General features: G+C 74.4%; 16 protein-coding genes. 11 read left to right on the top strand and 5 right to left on the bottom strand.

All coding sequences use genetic code 11. The features are described 5' to 3' along the window. Positions 1-58: 58 nt before the first annotated feature. From G6553_RS11475 to G6553_RS11465, 3 genes are all read left to right on the top strand, one after another. The gene (locus G6553_RS11475) at positions 59-793 is read left to right on the top strand and encodes an ABC transporter ATP-binding protein (RefSeq protein WP_166192569.1); all 735 of its coding nucleotides are present in this window, start codon (positions 59-61) and stop codon (positions 791-793) included. Beyond that, complete coding sequence (locus G6553_RS11470) at positions 790-3,330, top strand: FtsX-like permease family protein (protein WP_166192566.1); 2,541 nt, start codon at positions 790-792, stop codon at positions 3,328-3,330. The genes G6553_RS11475 and G6553_RS11470 overlap by 4 nt, the downstream gene beginning before the upstream one ends. 212 nt (positions 3,331-3,542) lie before the next feature. After that, positions 3,543-4,247, top strand: a complete 705-nt coding sequence (locus G6553_RS11465; protein WP_347565659.1) for a GntR family transcriptional regulator — start codon at positions 3,543-3,545, stop codon at positions 4,245-4,247. Positions 4,248-4,432: 185 nt separating this feature from the next. Here G6553_RS11465 and G6553_RS11460 read toward each other — a convergent pair whose 3' ends face one another. Then, on the bottom strand, positions 4,433-4,777 hold the full coding sequence (locus G6553_RS11460; RefSeq protein ID WP_229707115.1) for a hypothetical protein: 345 nt from the start codon (positions 4,775-4,777) through the stop codon (positions 4,433-4,435). A gap of 94 nt (positions 4,778-4,871) precedes the next feature. On the opposite strand from G6553_RS11460, the gene G6553_RS11455 reads away from it, so the two are divergent. Genes G6553_RS11455 through G6553_RS11435 form a run of 5 tightly spaced genes read left to right on the top strand, consistent with a single transcriptional unit; the run spans position 4,872 to position 7,144 of the window. Then, the gene (locus G6553_RS11455; RefSeq protein ID WP_166192563.1) at positions 4,872-5,219 is read left to right on the top strand and encodes a hypothetical protein; all 348 of its coding nucleotides are present in this window, start codon (positions 4,872-4,874) and stop codon (positions 5,217-5,219) included. Continuing rightward, positions 5,219-5,938, top strand: coding sequence for a hypothetical protein (locus G6553_RS11450; RefSeq protein ID WP_166192560.1), 720 nt, complete (start codon positions 5,219-5,221; stop codon positions 5,936-5,938). Before G6553_RS11455 ends, G6553_RS11450 begins: the two co-directional genes overlap by 1 nt. Further along, entirely contained in the window at positions 5,935-6,162 is a 228-nt protein-coding gene (locus G6553_RS11445; RefSeq protein WP_166192557.1) for a hypothetical protein, read from the top strand. Before G6553_RS11450 ends, G6553_RS11445 begins: the two co-directional genes overlap by 4 nt. A 9-nt stretch (positions 6,163-6,171) precedes the next feature. After that, a complete protein-coding gene (locus G6553_RS11440; RefSeq protein ID WP_166192554.1) occupies positions 6,172-6,867 on the top strand; it encodes a copper homeostasis protein CutC in 696 nt (231 codons plus the stop codon). 16 nt (positions 6,868-6,883) lie between these two features. After that, entirely contained in the window at positions 6,884-7,144 is a 261-nt protein-coding gene (locus G6553_RS11435) for a DUF4031 domain-containing protein (RefSeq protein ID WP_166192551.1), read from the top strand. Between the two features lie 3 nt (positions 7,145-7,147). Here G6553_RS11435 and G6553_RS11430 read toward each other — a convergent pair whose 3' ends face one another. Next, entirely contained in the window at positions 7,148-7,789 is a 642-nt protein-coding gene (locus G6553_RS11430; protein ID WP_347565658.1) for a hypothetical protein, read from the bottom strand. A 34-nt stretch (positions 7,790-7,823) separates the two neighbouring features. Here G6553_RS11430 and G6553_RS11425 point away from each other — a divergent pair, with 34 nt between their 5' ends. Continuing rightward, the gene (locus G6553_RS11425; protein ID WP_166192545.1) at positions 7,824-8,198 is read left to right on the top strand and encodes a nuclear transport factor 2 family protein; all 375 of its coding nucleotides are present in this window, start codon (positions 7,824-7,826) and stop codon (positions 8,196-8,198) included. Between the two features lie 60 nt (positions 8,199-8,258). Here the strand turns inward: G6553_RS11425 and G6553_RS11420 are convergent, their stop codons facing one another. The 3 genes from G6553_RS11420 to G6553_RS11410 all read right to left on the bottom strand — a co-directional run bounded on the left by G6553_RS11420 (position 8,259) and on the right by G6553_RS11410 (position 11,638). Then, positions 8,259-9,503: a carboxypeptidase-like regulatory domain-containing protein gene (locus G6553_RS11420; RefSeq protein ID WP_166192542.1), complete on the bottom strand. Its 1,245-nt coding sequence runs from the start codon at positions 9,501-9,503 to the stop codon at positions 8,259-8,261. Between the two features lie 73 nt (positions 9,504-9,576). Then, positions 9,577-10,443, bottom strand: coding sequence for an oxygenase MpaB family protein (locus G6553_RS11415; RefSeq protein WP_166192539.1), 867 nt, complete (start codon positions 10,441-10,443; stop codon positions 9,577-9,579). Between the two features lie 25 nt (positions 10,444-10,468). After that, positions 10,469-11,638, bottom strand: coding sequence for an RtcB family protein (locus tag G6553_RS11410; protein WP_166192536.1), 1,170 nt, complete (start codon positions 11,636-11,638; stop codon positions 10,469-10,471). Positions 11,639-11,702: 64 nt separating this feature from the next. Between G6553_RS11410 and G6553_RS11405 the strand changes: the two genes are divergently transcribed. Together G6553_RS11405 and G6553_RS11400 are read left to right on the top strand one after the other, a co-directional pair. Then, a complete protein-coding gene (locus G6553_RS11405) occupies positions 11,703-12,596 on the top strand; it encodes an aldo/keto reductase (RefSeq protein ID WP_347565657.1) in 894 nt (297 codons plus the stop codon). A gap of 127 nt (positions 12,597-12,723) precedes the next feature. Beyond that, positions 12,724-13,257: a hypothetical protein gene (locus G6553_RS11400; protein WP_166192533.1), complete on the top strand. Its 534-nt coding sequence runs from the start codon at positions 12,724-12,726 to the stop codon at positions 13,255-13,257. Positions 13,258-13,388 lie beyond the last annotated feature (131 nt).

Here is a 13,388-nt window from a genome sequence, read left to right as displayed (position 1 = left end):
GGGTGGACCGGGGACATCCCGGTGGCGCGGGGTCGGTGCCGCGCGGGATCGTGTCCCCATGACCGAGCCGGCCGCGCGCGTGCGCCACCTGACGAAGACCTACGGGAGCGGGCAGGCGCTCGTCCGTGCGCTCGACGACGTGAGCCTCGACCTGGCCGCCGGCGAGTTCACGGCCGTCATGGGCCCGAGCGGGTCCGGCAAGTCGACCCTCATGCACTGCTGCGCCGGCCTCGACACCGCCGACTCAGGCCAGGTGCTCGTCGGCGAGCGGGACCTGACGGCGATGGGGGACAAGGAGGTCACCCGGCTGCGCCGCGACGAGATCGGCTTCGTCTTCCAGTCGTTCAACCTGGTGCCGACGCTGACCGCGGGGGAGAACATCACGCTGCCGCTCTCGATCGCCGGGCGCCGCCCCGACCAGGAGTGGTACGACGCCGTGGTCGCGACCGTCGGCCTGGGCGACCGGCTGCACCACAAGCCGAGCGAGCTCTCCGGCGGCCAGCAGCAGCGGGTCGCCGTCGCGCGGGCGCTGGTCAGCCGGCCGCGGATCGTCTTCGCCGACGAGCCGACCGGCAACCTCGACTCCCGCTCGGGCGCGGAGGTGCTCGAGCTGCTGCGGCGCAGCGTCGACGACCACTCCCAGACGGTGGTGATGGTGACCCACGACCCGGTCGCCGCGGCGTACACCGACCGCGTCGTCTTCCTCGCCGACGGCCGCGTGGTCGAGGAGCTGCGGCGCCCCGATCGCGAGCAGGTCCTCGAGGTCATGGCCCGGATGAGCGCGCCGGCATGATCCGCGCCGCCCTCAAGAGCCTGCTCGGGCGCAAGCTGCGCCTGCTGATGAGCACGTTCGCGATCGTGCTCGGGGTGGCGTTCGTGACCGGTTCGCTGGTCTTCTCCGACACCCTCGGACGGAGCTTCACCGCGCTCTTCGCCTCCACCGTCGGCGACGTGGTGGTGCGACCGGTCGGGGGCACCACGACGCAGGGCGCGCCGTCGACGCAGACGTTGCCGGCGGCGCTGATCGACGAGCTGGCCGACGTGCCGGGCGCGGCGCGCGCCGACGGCAACGTCACCGCGGTCGGCGTCTTCGTCGTCGACACCTACGGCAAGGTCGTGGGCGGCCTCGGGCCGCCGGCGCTCGGCGGCAACTGGAACGACGCGCCCGCCGGCCACGGCCTCACCGGCCTGACGGTCCAGGAGGGTCGCGAGCCGCGGCGGTCGGGCGAGGTGGTGCTGGACGAGCGGACCGCGGAGCGCGCCGGGTACGACGTCGGCGACAGGGTCCCCTTCGTCACCTCCACCGAACGGCTCAACCTCGACGCCGAGCTGGTCGGCATCGCCGAGTTCGCCGAGGGCGGCTCGCTCAACGGCGCGACCCTCGCGCAGTTCGACACCGCGACCGCGCAGGAGCTCTTCCTCGAGGGCCGCGACGTCTACAACGACGTGTGGGTGACCGCCGAGGACGGCGTCTCCCAGGAGGAGCTCGCCGAGCGGGTCCGCGAGGTGCTGCCCGAGGGCGTCGAGGCCGTGACCGGCGACGACGCCGCGGACGAGGCCGCCTCCGACCTGCTCGAGGCGGTGTCGTTCCTGACGACCTTCCTCTTGATCTTCGCCGGCATCTCGCTCGTCGTCGGGTCGTTCCTCATCGTCAACACGTTCTCGATCCTCGTCGCCCAGCGCAGCCGCGAGCTGGCGCTGCTGCGCGCCCTCGGTGCCTCGAAGCGGCAGGTCACCTGGTCGGTCCAGCTCGAGGCGCTCGTGCTCGGGCTGGTCGGCTCGAGCGTCGGGCTGGGCCTCGGCGTGCTGCTCGCGCAGGGCATCCGTGCGGTCACCTCCTCCTTCGGGCTCGACCTCTCCGGGCAGGGCCTGGTCTTCGAGCCGCGCACGGTCGTCGCGGCGTACGCCGTCGGCGTGCTCGTCACGATGGCGGCGGCCTGGCTCCCGGCCCGCCGCACGGCGCGGATCGCCCCCGTGCAGGCGCTGCGCGACGACGTGGCGCTGCCCGAGGGCTCGCTGCGCCGGCGGCTCTGGGCCGGCCTGGCGCTGGCCGTGGCCGGGCTCGCCGCGCTGGCGGCCGGCCTGTTCGCCGACGTGCCGCGCGCGGGCTGGTGGGTCGGACTCGGCGTGCTCGCCGTGCTGCTGGGGGTGGCCGCGGCGAGCCCGGTGCTCAGCCGGCCGTTCCTGGGCGCCGCGCGGGCGGCGTACGCCCGGGCCTTCGGCGCGGTCGGCAACCTCGCCGGCCAGAACAGCCTGCGCAACCCGCGGCGCACCACCGCCACCGCGTCCGCGCTGATGATCGGCCTGACGCTGGCCTGCACGATGGCGATCGTCGGCGACTCGGCGAAGGCGACCGTCGACGAGTCGGTGGCGGAGAGCTTCGTGGGCGACTACGTCGTGAGCAGCGCCTTCGGCGGCGAGTTCTCGCCCGCGATCGCGGACCGGATGGCCGAGGTCGACGGGGTGGCGTCGGTGCTGCGCGAGCGGTTCGCGTTCGGCGAGCGGGACGGTGACGACCAGGGCATCTCCGCCACCGACCCCGACACCGTCGACGACCTCGGCCTGACCCTCGTCGAGGGCTCCGCGGACCCGCTGCGCGACGAGACGGTCGTGGTGGAGGAGTCGTGGGCCGAGGACGAGGGCGTGGCCGTCGGCGACACGGTCACGCTCGACCTGCCGACCGGCGAGGCGCGGTGGGAGGTGGTCGGCGTCTTCGAGGACAACCCGATCGTGTTCTTCCCGCTGCTCACGACCGTCGACACGCTGCTGGCGGCCGGCTTCGCCGACCGCGACAACTACGTGGTGGTCGACGCCGAGGACGGCGCCGCCGCCGGGCTGCAGGAGCGGCTCGAGGAGGTCGTCGCCGACAGCCCGGTGGTGACGGTCAAGGACGAGGCCGGCTTCGCCGCCGAGCAGCGGGAGCCGATCGACCAGCTGGTGCTGATGATCTTCGCGCTGCTCGGGCTGGCGCTGGTCATCGCCGTGCTCGGCATCGTCAACACCCTCGCCCTCTCGGTCATTGAGCGGACCCGCGAGGTCGGGCTGCTGCGCGCGATCGGGCTCAGCCGCGCGCAGCTGCGGCTGATGATCACGCTGGAGTCGGTCGTCATCGCGGTGCTCGGCGCGGTGCTTGGCACCGTCCTCGGCACGTTCTTCGGCGTGGCGCTGATGCGGGCGCTGCGCGACGAGGGGCTCGACGTGATCAGCGTGCCGGTCGGCCAGCTGGCGGCGTTCCTCCTCGTCGCGGTCGTCGTCGGGGTGCTCGCCGCCGTGCTGCCGGCCCGGCGTGCGGCCCGCCTCGACGTGCTGCGCGCGATCGCGACCGACTGAGGCGGGCCGCGCTCCATCCCGGGCCTTCCGGGCGCCTTCCGGGGAGCTCCTGGGAAGTCGTGTGCTCGAGGACGGGCGGACCCGCGTCCGTCAGGCACACGACCCGCCCGAGCGGCCGGAGCGCCCGGTGCGAAATCCACCACGGTTCTTCACCAAACGCGGGACAGCGGTGGTCTGGTCCGCCTAGTCTCACCCTCGTGGACGAAGTGCTGGTGACTGACGGGCGTGCGCTCAAGCACGTCCAGGTGCGCGAGTACGTGCGTTCCCTGGTCACCGGGTGCGCTCCCGGATCGCCCGCTCCCTCGGAGCGAGAGCTGGTCCACCGTTTCGGCGTCGCGCGGATGACCGTGCGCCAGGCCATGGACGCGCTGGTCGTCGAGGGGCTGCTCGAGCGCATCCCCGGCCGCGGCACGTTCGTCGCCCGACCGCGCCGCACGGCCAGCAAGATCACCGGCTACACCGAGGAGATGAACCGGCGCGGCCTGCTGGCCGAGTCGCAGACCCTCCTCGCCCGCCGCGAGCAGGCCGGCCCGGGCGTCGCCCGCGCGCTGAGCCTCAGCGAGGGCGACGCGGTCATCCACTGGCGCCGCCTGCGCCGCGCGGACGCCAAGCCGATGTGCCTCGAGGACGCCTACCTCAACGAGGTGCTCCTGCCCGGCTTCCTGCAGAGCGGGATGCCGACCAGCTTGTACGACGCGCTCGAGTCGCGCGGCCTGCGCCCGACCTGGGCCGAGGACTCCATCACCGCCGACAAGGCCACCCCCGAGGAGGCCACCCTGCTCGAGGTCGAGGCGGGCGCCTCGGTGCTGCGCCACTCCCGCCGCGCCATCGCCGGCGAGAAGGTCGTCGAGGTCTCCCGCACGGTCTACCGCGCCGACCGGTTCACCCTCTGGGTGCAGCTCGGCCAGGACTCCTGACGGTCCTTGAGGGCCTGTTGGGGTCACCGGTTCACCGGTGACCCCCTCGCATCCCACGGCAGATCTGCCGTGGGATGCGCGGGACTCCCGTGGGATGTCCCGCGAGCCGCCGGCCCTGCCGCCGGCCCTGACGCCTGACGCCTGACGCCACGAGCATCGGCGGGCGCCGGCGGACGGGCGAGTGGCTACAGCCCGCCGAGCGGGGCGACCGCCTCGCCGGACTCCTCGCACACCCATACCGGGTCGGGTCCGCCGAGGTCGGGCTGGATGTAGAGGGCGTGCTCGGGGGCGTCGTCGCCGCAGCCCAGGCACAGCGGCCACCGGCCGGCGGTCTCCAGCAGGGCGTCCTGGACGTCCTGGGCGACCAGCCCGGCGACGTACACCTCTCCCTGCGGCCACTGCTCGGCCCACCACTGGCGCGAGGAGCAGGCGTCCTCGAGCACCGAGACGGCGGCGGCGGTGGCGTGGCGACGTGCCTCGAGGTCGGCCAGCACCCGGGCCCGGGCGTTCATCAGCAGCGCGTTGTCCACAGGCCCATGGTCGCTCGCGTTTCAAGCCGGGCCGGTCCCGGGCAACCCGGGAGGACCGGACGCACGGCGCGACCGGTGCCTCGGAGGTGGAGAGATGGACCTGTTCGTGACCGACTGGGACGACCTGCGGCGGCTGCCCGGCGTCCTCGACGAGACCGCCGGCCAGGCCGCCGCGATCACCGCGCACGCGGTGCGGTGGGTGGCCCGGCCGGACGGGTTCGAGCCGAGCTCGGTGTGCCTGCTGCGGCCCCTGGCCGAGGCGATGGAGGTGGTGCGAGCGGCGTTCGAGGCGGCGGGGCGCACGGCGGTCGACGCGCTCGCCGACCTCCGGCACGGCGTCGAGGTGGCCACCCGCGAGCTCGAGGCGTCCGACGCGGCCGTGCCGGGGTGCCTGCCGCGGGTGCCGGAGCTGCCGGCCTCGCCGCTCCCCGAGGCGGCGTGATGCTCGTCGACCTGCACCTCCACGACCCGGCCCCGGGTCGCCCCGAGCTGCGGCACGACGCGACCTTCGAGGCCTGGGACGGCGCGATCTCGGCGCTGCGCGACGTCGTCAACACCGGCATCCGCGCCCTCAACCAGGTCGGCGCCGGCCTGCCGCTGCTGCCCGAGGGCTCGCTCCAGGAGCTGCTGGTGCTCCCGCTCACCGGTGACTACGGCGCCATCCGGCAGAACGCCACCGCCTGTCGCCAGGTCGCCGACGCCCTCGGCACCTGGTCGGAGAACCTCGCGCACGTCGCGGCCACCGTCGACCCGCGCTGGGACGGCGCCGCCGGCACGACGTTCACGATCGACCTCGGCGTCCGGGCGGTCGCCGCGCGCGGGCTCGCTGCCGTCGTCCACGGCGGCTGGCTGCTCTTCGAGGAGGTCGCCGACGTCTCCGAGCGGCTCGGGGTGAAGGTCGAGATGCTGCTCGTCGAGCTCGGCAAGGCCATCGCCCGCCTGGCCCGCCGGCTCCTCGCCCGCGTCGGCGGACCGACCGGCTGGGCGACGTTCGCCGCGGAGCTGGCGCTGCGCGGGCTCGACGCGGTCACCGACATCATCGACGACGTACGCCGCGTGATCGACCTGGTCGACATGGTGCTCGACCTGCAGCGCGACGTCGCGGACTGGGCCGACACCCAGCGCGACCGGCTGGCGGCGTTCGCCGAGCTCGCGGCATGACCAGCTCAACCGGGGACGGCTCCCTCGACGCCGGCCTGCGGGAGTCGCTGGCCGCCGCCTGCGGCCCGGACGCGCCGGTCGAGCTCCAGGCCCTCGCAGCCCGGGTCGCCGACGGACGCACGACCTGGGACGAGGTCTGGGAGCAGCCGCCGCCGGCGCTGGTCGGGCGGGTCCTGGCCGACGTGGCGCGGCGCTGGGCGCCCGCGGGCGGGCTCGCGCCCTAGCCTGGGCCCATGGACGCAGGCGGCCGGGAGCGAGGAGTGGTGCTCGAGGTCGCCGTCGCGCACGAGCGGGACGTGCCGGGCGCCGCCGAGGGCGGGGCGGACCGGCTGCGGCTCGCCGCCCCGGGCGGGCGGTCGCCGGAGCCGGCCCTGGTCTCGGCGGTGTGCCGCGAGTCGGACCTGCCCGTGCTCGTCGAGCTCCGGCTGGAAGACACCTGGACCACCACCGGCGGCGAGCTCGCCCGGCTGGTCGGGCTGGCGGCCGACTACGCCGCGTGCGGGGCGGCCGGCTACGGCTTCGGCTTCCTCGACGCCGACCTCGAGGTGGACGTGGCGGTCTGCACGGCGCTGGCCGAGCAGCTGCCCGACGGGCTGCCGTGGGTCTTCTCCGAGGCCTTCGACGCCACCCTCGACCCGCGCCGCTCGTGGCGCCGCGTGCTCGGCCTGCCCGGCCTGGCCGGGGTGCGCTCCGCCGGGTCGCCCCAGGGCATGACCGTCGGGTACGACGACCTGCTGGTCGCCGCCGCGGACCCGGCCGTCGCCGGGCTGCTCGTCGCGGGCCGCGGCCTCCAGGCCGAGCAGGTCCCGTGGCTGCTGCGGGCCGGCGTCCGCCAGCTCGCGGTCGACACCCAGGTCCGCCCCGGCGCGTCGCACCGTTCCTACGTCGAGGCCGGTCACGTCCGCTCGTGGCGCCGGCTGCTCAGGTGAGGGGTACGGGTCAGCCGTGATCCTCGTCGACCCGCCGAACGCACCCGGCCACGGCCGGTTGTGGTCGCACGTGGCCAGCGACGCGTCCTTCGAGGAGCTGCACGCGTTCGCGCGCGGGCTCGGCATCCCCGAGCGCGGCTTCGACCGCGACCACTACGACGTCCCGGCCGAGTGGTACGAGATGGTCGTCGCCTCCGGCGCCGCGCCGGTCAGCTCGCGGGAGCTGGTCGCCCGCCTGGTCGCGGCCGGTCTCCGGCGGCGCAAGCGCGGCGGCTGAGCATCACACCCGGGCCGACGCGGTCGCCCGGGACAGCTCGTCGAGCTCGCGGGCCAGGTTGGCGCGGGCGGGTCCCTCCCAGTGCTCGCGCGCCCAGGCGGTGTGGAACAGGTGCTCCTTCTCGGCCAGCGAGCGGAGCACCTGTGCGCGGCCCCCGCGGAACGTCTCCTCGTCGAGGTGGGCGAACTCGCGGCGCACCGCCGTGACGTACTCGTCGTACCGCCCGCGCGGCGCCGCCAGGATCGCGAGGTCGGCGTCGGAGAGCGCGCAGCCGTTCGCGTCGTCGTCCTCGGGCCGGTGGGTCTCGGTGAGCCGCACCAGCCGCACGACCTCCGCGACCACGGCCTCGTCCACCGCGGGATCGACCAGGGCGGTCAGTGCGTCCTCGGCCCACGCGGCGGAGCGCTCCTCGGCGTCCCGCTCGCCGTCGTAGACCCCGTCATGGAACCAGGCCGCCAGCACCACCGCCAGCCGGTCGAAGACCGCCCCCCGCCCGGCGAGCTCCTCGAGCCGGGCGAGCACCTCGGTCAGGTGCCGGGTGTCGTGGTAGTCGCGGTCGGGCGAGCCGTACGCCGCGGCGAGCTGGTCGCGCACCTCCTCGCCGGTGGTCAGCGGCCAGGAGGCGAGCAGATGGTCGTCGTCCACCCGCCCAGTCTGGCAAACGGCTAGGTTGCGGGCCATGCCTGCGAGCAACGAAGCCGTCCGCGCCGTCGTCGAGAAGTACGTCGAGCTGGTCGCGACGGGGAGCGCCGACCAGATCGTCGACCTGTACGCCGAGGGCGCGACCGTCGAGGACCCGGTCGGCAGCGAGCCGCTGACGACGCGCGAGGCGATCCACGCCTTCTACGCCACCCTCGAGGGGCTCGAGCAGGAGACCCGGCTCGTCGACGCGCGCGTGGTCGCGGGGGAGGCGGTCTTCGCCTTCGAGGTGCGCACGCGGGCCGGCGACCAGACCTACGTGCTCGCGCCCTTCGACGTGATGACCTTCGACGACGACGCGCGGATCACCAGCATGCGCGCCTACTGGGGCGACGCGGACATGACCGTCGCCTGACCACCGGCCGGGTCGCCGCTCCTGGCGCGCCGAGCGGACACGTGCCGTGACCGGGTCCGCTCAGGCGGCGCAGGCGCCGCTCTGGCCGGGCTTGCGGGGCAGCAGCACGTCGCCGACGTCGGTCTGCTCGCTGGTCACGACCGACACGCCGCCGACCTCGGTGCGGCCGAAGCGGCACTTGCCGGCGTCGTCGGGGCCGAGGAAGTCGGTGTAGGGACCGGCCGAGGCGACGACCGTCATCCCGCGCTGGGTGAGGATCGCGCCGCTGAGCGTGAACCGTCCGGCGCCGTCGGTCGTCGTGGTGGCGACCTTCGCCCCCGACCGGTCGAAGAGCATGACCTGCGCGCCGGGGAGCACGACGTCGGGCTCGGACTCGTCCACGACGGTGCCGGTCACCCAGGCGCCGCGCTTGGTCCAGCGGAAGGTGCTGGCGAGGTCGGCGCGACCGGCCTTGACGAACGCGCCCGAGACGTTGCCCCGGCGGGCGAGCCAGATGCCGACACCGGGTGCGTCCATGACGTACTTGCCGGGATGGAGGCCCTGGAAGGTCACCGTGCCGCGCTTGGCCTTCGCGGTCCAGAACTGGCCGGTGCGCTTGCTGCTGACGGTGACGAAGAAGCTGCCGCCCATTCGGCTGCCGTCCGGCTTCTGCAGGTCGACGAGCAGGCTGCCGCCGCGCTTGCCGAGCACCACCTTCGTGTTGGCGACCTTCCCCCGCTTCAGGCCCCGCAGGTAGACGCTCGGCCCCACGAACTGGGCCTGCCGGTCGTAGCCCCACACCGAGTAGCTGCTGCTCGGCAACCCGCCGATGGCGAATTGGCCCTTGCTGTTGGCCTTGGTCTCGTAGGACTGCTCGAAGGTGTTGGCCGCGACCACCCGAGCGCCGGCCGCCGCCCGGCCGCCGGCCCGGACGGTGCCGGTGATGGCGGCCCCCCGCCGGAGGCGCACGTCCTTCTGGATGCGCTGGCCGGAGCCGAGCCGGACGGTGACGTCGGCCGGGGCGTACTTGGTGACGTCGTACGCGGGCCGCTGGTCGACGAACTGCAGGTGGTAGGTCCCGGGCGGGAGCGACAGCGAGTAGATGTCGGAGGTGACCCGGCGCTCACCGAGGTAGCGCCAGTCCTTGCTGAACCACAGCATCTTGAGGTTGACCTTGCCGCCCTGCGGGTTGATCACCTGCCCGCGCACCGTGCCGTTGGCGGCCTGGGCGGGGGCCGCAGGGCCGAGCGCGGCCAGCAGCGCGGCCAGCAGGCCGACGACGATCGCGAGCGCCGAGGCACGACGGCGGGCGGAAGGGGTCCCCATGCGAGCAGCCTAGGAACGCCGACCCCCCGAGCGCGCAAGAACGGCTCAGGGTTGGCTCAAGAAACGGCGCGTCTCAGGAGGCCGTGCGCCGGGCGGCCGGGCTCGAGGCCGTCATCGCCCACCGGATCGTGCCGACCGCGAACGAGCCGAGCACCCGCACGACCGTCCGCTCCGAGACCGGCAGCCACGGCAGCAGCAGGTGGCGGCGGGTCCAGGCCGGCATCAGCCCGACCGCGGCGGCGACGAGCACGCCGTACGGCGCGCGCGCCGGCAGCGGCAGCGGCGGCTTGAAGAGCAGGTAGCGCACGGCCTCGCGGGCTTCAGGGGTGCCGCGGAGCTCGGGGCGGTACGCCGCCAGCGCCTCGCGCAGCTCGGCCTCGGTCGTCGGCGGGTCGACGACGCCGAGCCGGCGGCCGACCTCGGCGACCTGGGCGACGTACTCGTCGCGCCCGGCCTGGTCGAGCGGCTCCGCGCCGTACGTCGTGTGGGCCAGCAGGAAGCTGTCGACCTCCGCAACGTGGACCCACTTCAGCAGGTGCGGGTCGCTGGCTGCGTACGCCGACCCGTCCGGCATCGTGCCGGTGATCCGGTCGTGGATGCGGCGCACCATGTCGACCGCCTGCTGTGCGTCGTCGGCGTGCCCGAAGGTCGTGACCGCCAGGAACGTGCTGGTGCGGGCGAGCCGGCCCCACATGTCGCCGCGGAAGCCGGAGTGCTCCGAGACGGCGCGCATCGCGGCCGGGTGGAGGGTCTGCAGCAGCAGCGCCCGGATGCCGCCGACGAACATCGACGCGTCGCCGTGCACGCGGGCGATGGGGCTGTTCGGCTCGAACCACCGCGGCCCGGGCCGGCCGTGGATGCGGGCCGCCTGCTTCGCCCCGTCCGGTCCGGCGACCCGCAGGAAGAGCGCCTGGCCGAGCCGTTCGCGCACCGTGGTCACGTGCTCGAGCCTACGGAGGGGCCGGTCAGTCGCCCTTGACGTTGACGATCTGCCGCAAGGTGTGCCGCACCTCGACCAGGTCGCGGGCGTCCTCCATCACCACGTCGATGTCCTTGTAGGCAGCCGGGATCTCGTCGATGAAGGCCGCGGTGTCGCGGTACTCGATGCCGGCCATCGCCGCCCGTAGGTCGTCCTGGGAGAACGTCTTGCGCGCCCGCGTCCGCGAGAAGTTCCGGCCCGCCCCGTGCGGCGCGGAGCGGAGCGAGTCCTCGTCGCCACGGCCGACGACGACGTACGACGCCGTCCCCATCGAGCCGGGGATGAGGCCGGGCCGGCCGGCCTCGGCGTTGATCGCGCCCTTGCGCGAGAGCCACACGTCCTCGCCGAAGTGCGTCTCGCGTTCGGTGTAGTTGTGGTGGCAGTTGATCTCCTCGGTGCGCTCGACCGGCCCGCCGGTCCACCGCTCCACCTCGGCCACGAGGCGGTCCATCATCTCCTCGCGGTTGAGCAGCGCGTAGTGCTGCGCCCACTGCATCTCGCGGATGTAGGCGTCGAACTCACGCGTGCCCTCGGCGAGCCAGGCAAGGTCGCGGTCGGGCAGGTCGACGCCCTCGCGCTCGCAGCGCTTGCGGGCGACCGCGACGTGCTTCTGCGCGATCTTGTTGCCGACGCCGCGGGAGCCGGAGTGCAGGAACAGCCAGACCCGGTCCTCCTCGTCGAGGCTGACCTCGATGAAGTGGTTGCCGCTGCCGAGGGTGCCCAGCTGGAGCTCCCAGTGCTTGGCGTACGACGCGGGGTCCAGGCCGATCTCCTCGGCCTCGCGGCGCAGCAGGGTCAGCCGCTCGCGGGTGTGGTCGCGGGTCACCGCGTCGTTGCGGGCCCCCGCCGAGAGCGGGACCGCCCGCTCGACCGCCTCGCGCAGCCGCCGCCGGTCGCCGGGGAGGTCGGCCGCGGAGTGCTGGGAGCGGACCGCGATCATCCCGCAGCCGATGTCCACGCCGACCGCGGCCGGGATGATCGCGCCGCTCGTCGGGATCACCGACCCGACGGTCGCGCCGAGCCCGAGGTGGGCGTCGGGCATCAGCGCGACGTGCGGGTGGATGAAGGGCATCGACGCGGTCGTCACGGCCTGGGCGCGGGTGCCCTCCTCGAGCACCGACGCCCAGCTGAGCAGGGTGGGGCTGATCCGTTCCACGCCTCCGCCCGTACCCCGTTGTGCTCCCGGGTTTCGGCCCCCGCTCCCTGGGCACCGAGCCGCGGTGAGGACTCGAGTGATCGGCAACGACCAGGTCGGCCGGGTGGAGGTCGGAGCGATCGGCCTCGGGCTGATGACGTTCGACCAGTCCGGCAGCCAGCCGCGCGAGCAGCTGGCCGACACGGTGCGCGCGGCGCTCGATGCCGGGGTGACGCTCTTCGACACCGCCGACGCCTACGGGCCGGGGGAGGAGAAGGGCATCGGCGCCCAGGGCGCCAACGAGGAGCTCATCGCCGGGCTGCTCGACGAGCTCGGCGTGCGCGGCCAGGTCTTCCTGGCCACCAAGGGCGGCCACGCCCGCACCGACGGCGGCGGCTGGGACACCGACAGCTCGCCCGAGCACCTGCGGGCGGCCGTCGACGCCAGCCTCCAGCGGCTCGGCGTCGAGCAGATCGCGCTCTGGCAGCACCACCGGCCCGACCCGAAGGTGCCGTACGACGAGGTCATCGGCACGCTCAAGGAGATCGCCGACAGCGGCAAGGTCCGGATGGTCGGCCTGTCCAACGCCGACCCCGACCAGATCCGCGCCGCCCACGCGGTGCTCGGCGGTGCGCTCGCGAGCGTGCAGAACCAGTTCTCCCCGACGTTCCGCTCCAGCCGGCACGAGATCGACGTGTGCGAGGAGCTCGGCGTGGCGTTCCTGCCGTGGAGCCCGCTCGGTGGGCTCGGCGACGCCAAGTCGCTCGCCGAGAAGCACCCGGCCTTCGCCGAGGTCGCCGAGGCCCGTGGCGTCAGCGCCCAGCAGGTCGCGCTGGCCTGGGAGCTCGCGCAGTCCCCGGTCGTCATCCCGATCCCCGGCGCCAAGCGGCCGCAGTCGATCACCGACTCCGCCGCGGCCGCCGACCTCGAGCTCACCGACGAGGAGCTCGCCCGGCTGGACGCGGACCAGCCCGCCTAGACGTCCCTGTGGTGGTGGACGGGTACGACGAGGGGTCGCCGCTGGTGCGGGCGGCCCCTCGTCGTCGTACCGCGCCCCGCCGGGCTGGCGCGGGTTCGCCGACCGCGCACGCGGGTACCCACCGCCCATGATCGGGCGCGTCGTGGGTGAGGGACTGCTGGCCGGCGCGGTGGGCGCCGCGGCGATGACCGTGGGGGAGAAGGTCGAGCAGCGGCTGACCGGCCGCCCGAGCTCCTACGTCCCCGCCCGCGTCCTCGAGCGGCTCACCGGCCTCCCGGAGCAGACCGGCGGACGGTCGCTCGCGACGAACTGGGCCATGCACTACGGCCAGGCCGCGCTCGTCGGGGTCCTGCGCTCGGCCATGGCGCACGCCGGCCTCCGCGGGCCGCTGGCGTCAGCGAAGTTCGGCGTCGTCCGGTTGACCACCGACCAGCTCCTCGAGAACGCCACCGGCGTCGGCGCCCCGCCCCAGAGCTGGCCGCGCGACGAGCTCGCGATCGACCTGCTGCACAAGGGCGTGTACGCCGCCGTCACCGGTCTCGTCGCGGACGCGCTGGCCGCCCGAAGCGGACCGGGCCCCGGCCAGCGGCACGCGGCCGCGCGACCCGGCCGCGCCGGCGGGGTCGGCCCGCTGCCGAGGGAGGACGTCGGAGGCCGCTGAGCGGCTCACTGGTGGACGTTGGGTGCAGACAGGAGTAGGTCTCTTGTCTGCACCCCGGGTCTGCCGGGTCACTGCCGAGCTGAGCCAGTCGCTCTTCGGGGATGACCTGCCTGAGAGTTGCAGGGCCCGGC

The organism is Nocardioides sp. IC4_145 (assembly GCF_011250565.1).
In the GTDB taxonomy this organism is placed as follows: Bacteria; Actinomycetota; Actinomycetes; order Propionibacteriales; family Nocardioidaceae; genus Nocardioides.
This window is presented reverse-complemented; position numbering and strand designations above follow the sequence as displayed.

Excerpts from the sequence above, each read along its gene's own strand:
- G6553_RS11440 (WP_166192554.1), top strand. The coding sequence starts at position 6,172 with ATGGACGCAGGCGGCCGGGAGCGAGGAGTGGTGCTCGAGGTCGCCGTC.
- G6553_RS11450 (WP_166192560.1), top strand. The coding sequence starts at position 5,219 with ATGCTCGTCGACCTGCACCTCCACGACCCGGCCCCGGGTCGCCCCGAG.
- G6553_RS11400 (WP_166192533.1), top strand. The coding sequence starts at position 12,724 with ATGATCGGGCGCGTCGTGGGTGAGGGACTGCTGGCCGGCGCGGTGGGC.
- G6553_RS11475 (WP_166192569.1), top strand. The coding sequence starts at position 59 with ATGACCGAGCCGGCCGCGCGCGTGCGCCACCTGACGAAGACCTACGGG.
- G6553_RS11470 (WP_166192566.1), top strand. The coding sequence starts at position 790 with ATGATCCGCGCCGCCCTCAAGAGCCTGCTCGGGCGCAAGCTGCGCCTG.
- G6553_RS11425 (WP_166192545.1), top strand. The coding sequence starts at position 7,824 with ATGCCTGCGAGCAACGAAGCCGTCCGCGCCGTCGTCGAGAAGTACGTC.
- G6553_RS11455 (WP_166192563.1), top strand. The coding sequence starts at position 4,872 with ATGGACCTGTTCGTGACCGACTGGGACGACCTGCGGCGGCTGCCCGGC.
- G6553_RS11420 (WP_166192542.1), bottom strand. The coding sequence starts at position 9,503 with ATGGGGACCCCTTCCGCCCGCCGTCGTGCCTCGGCGCTCGCGATCGTC.
- G6553_RS11445 (WP_166192557.1), top strand. The coding sequence starts at position 5,935 with ATGACCAGCTCAACCGGGGACGGCTCCCTCGACGCCGGCCTGCGGGAG.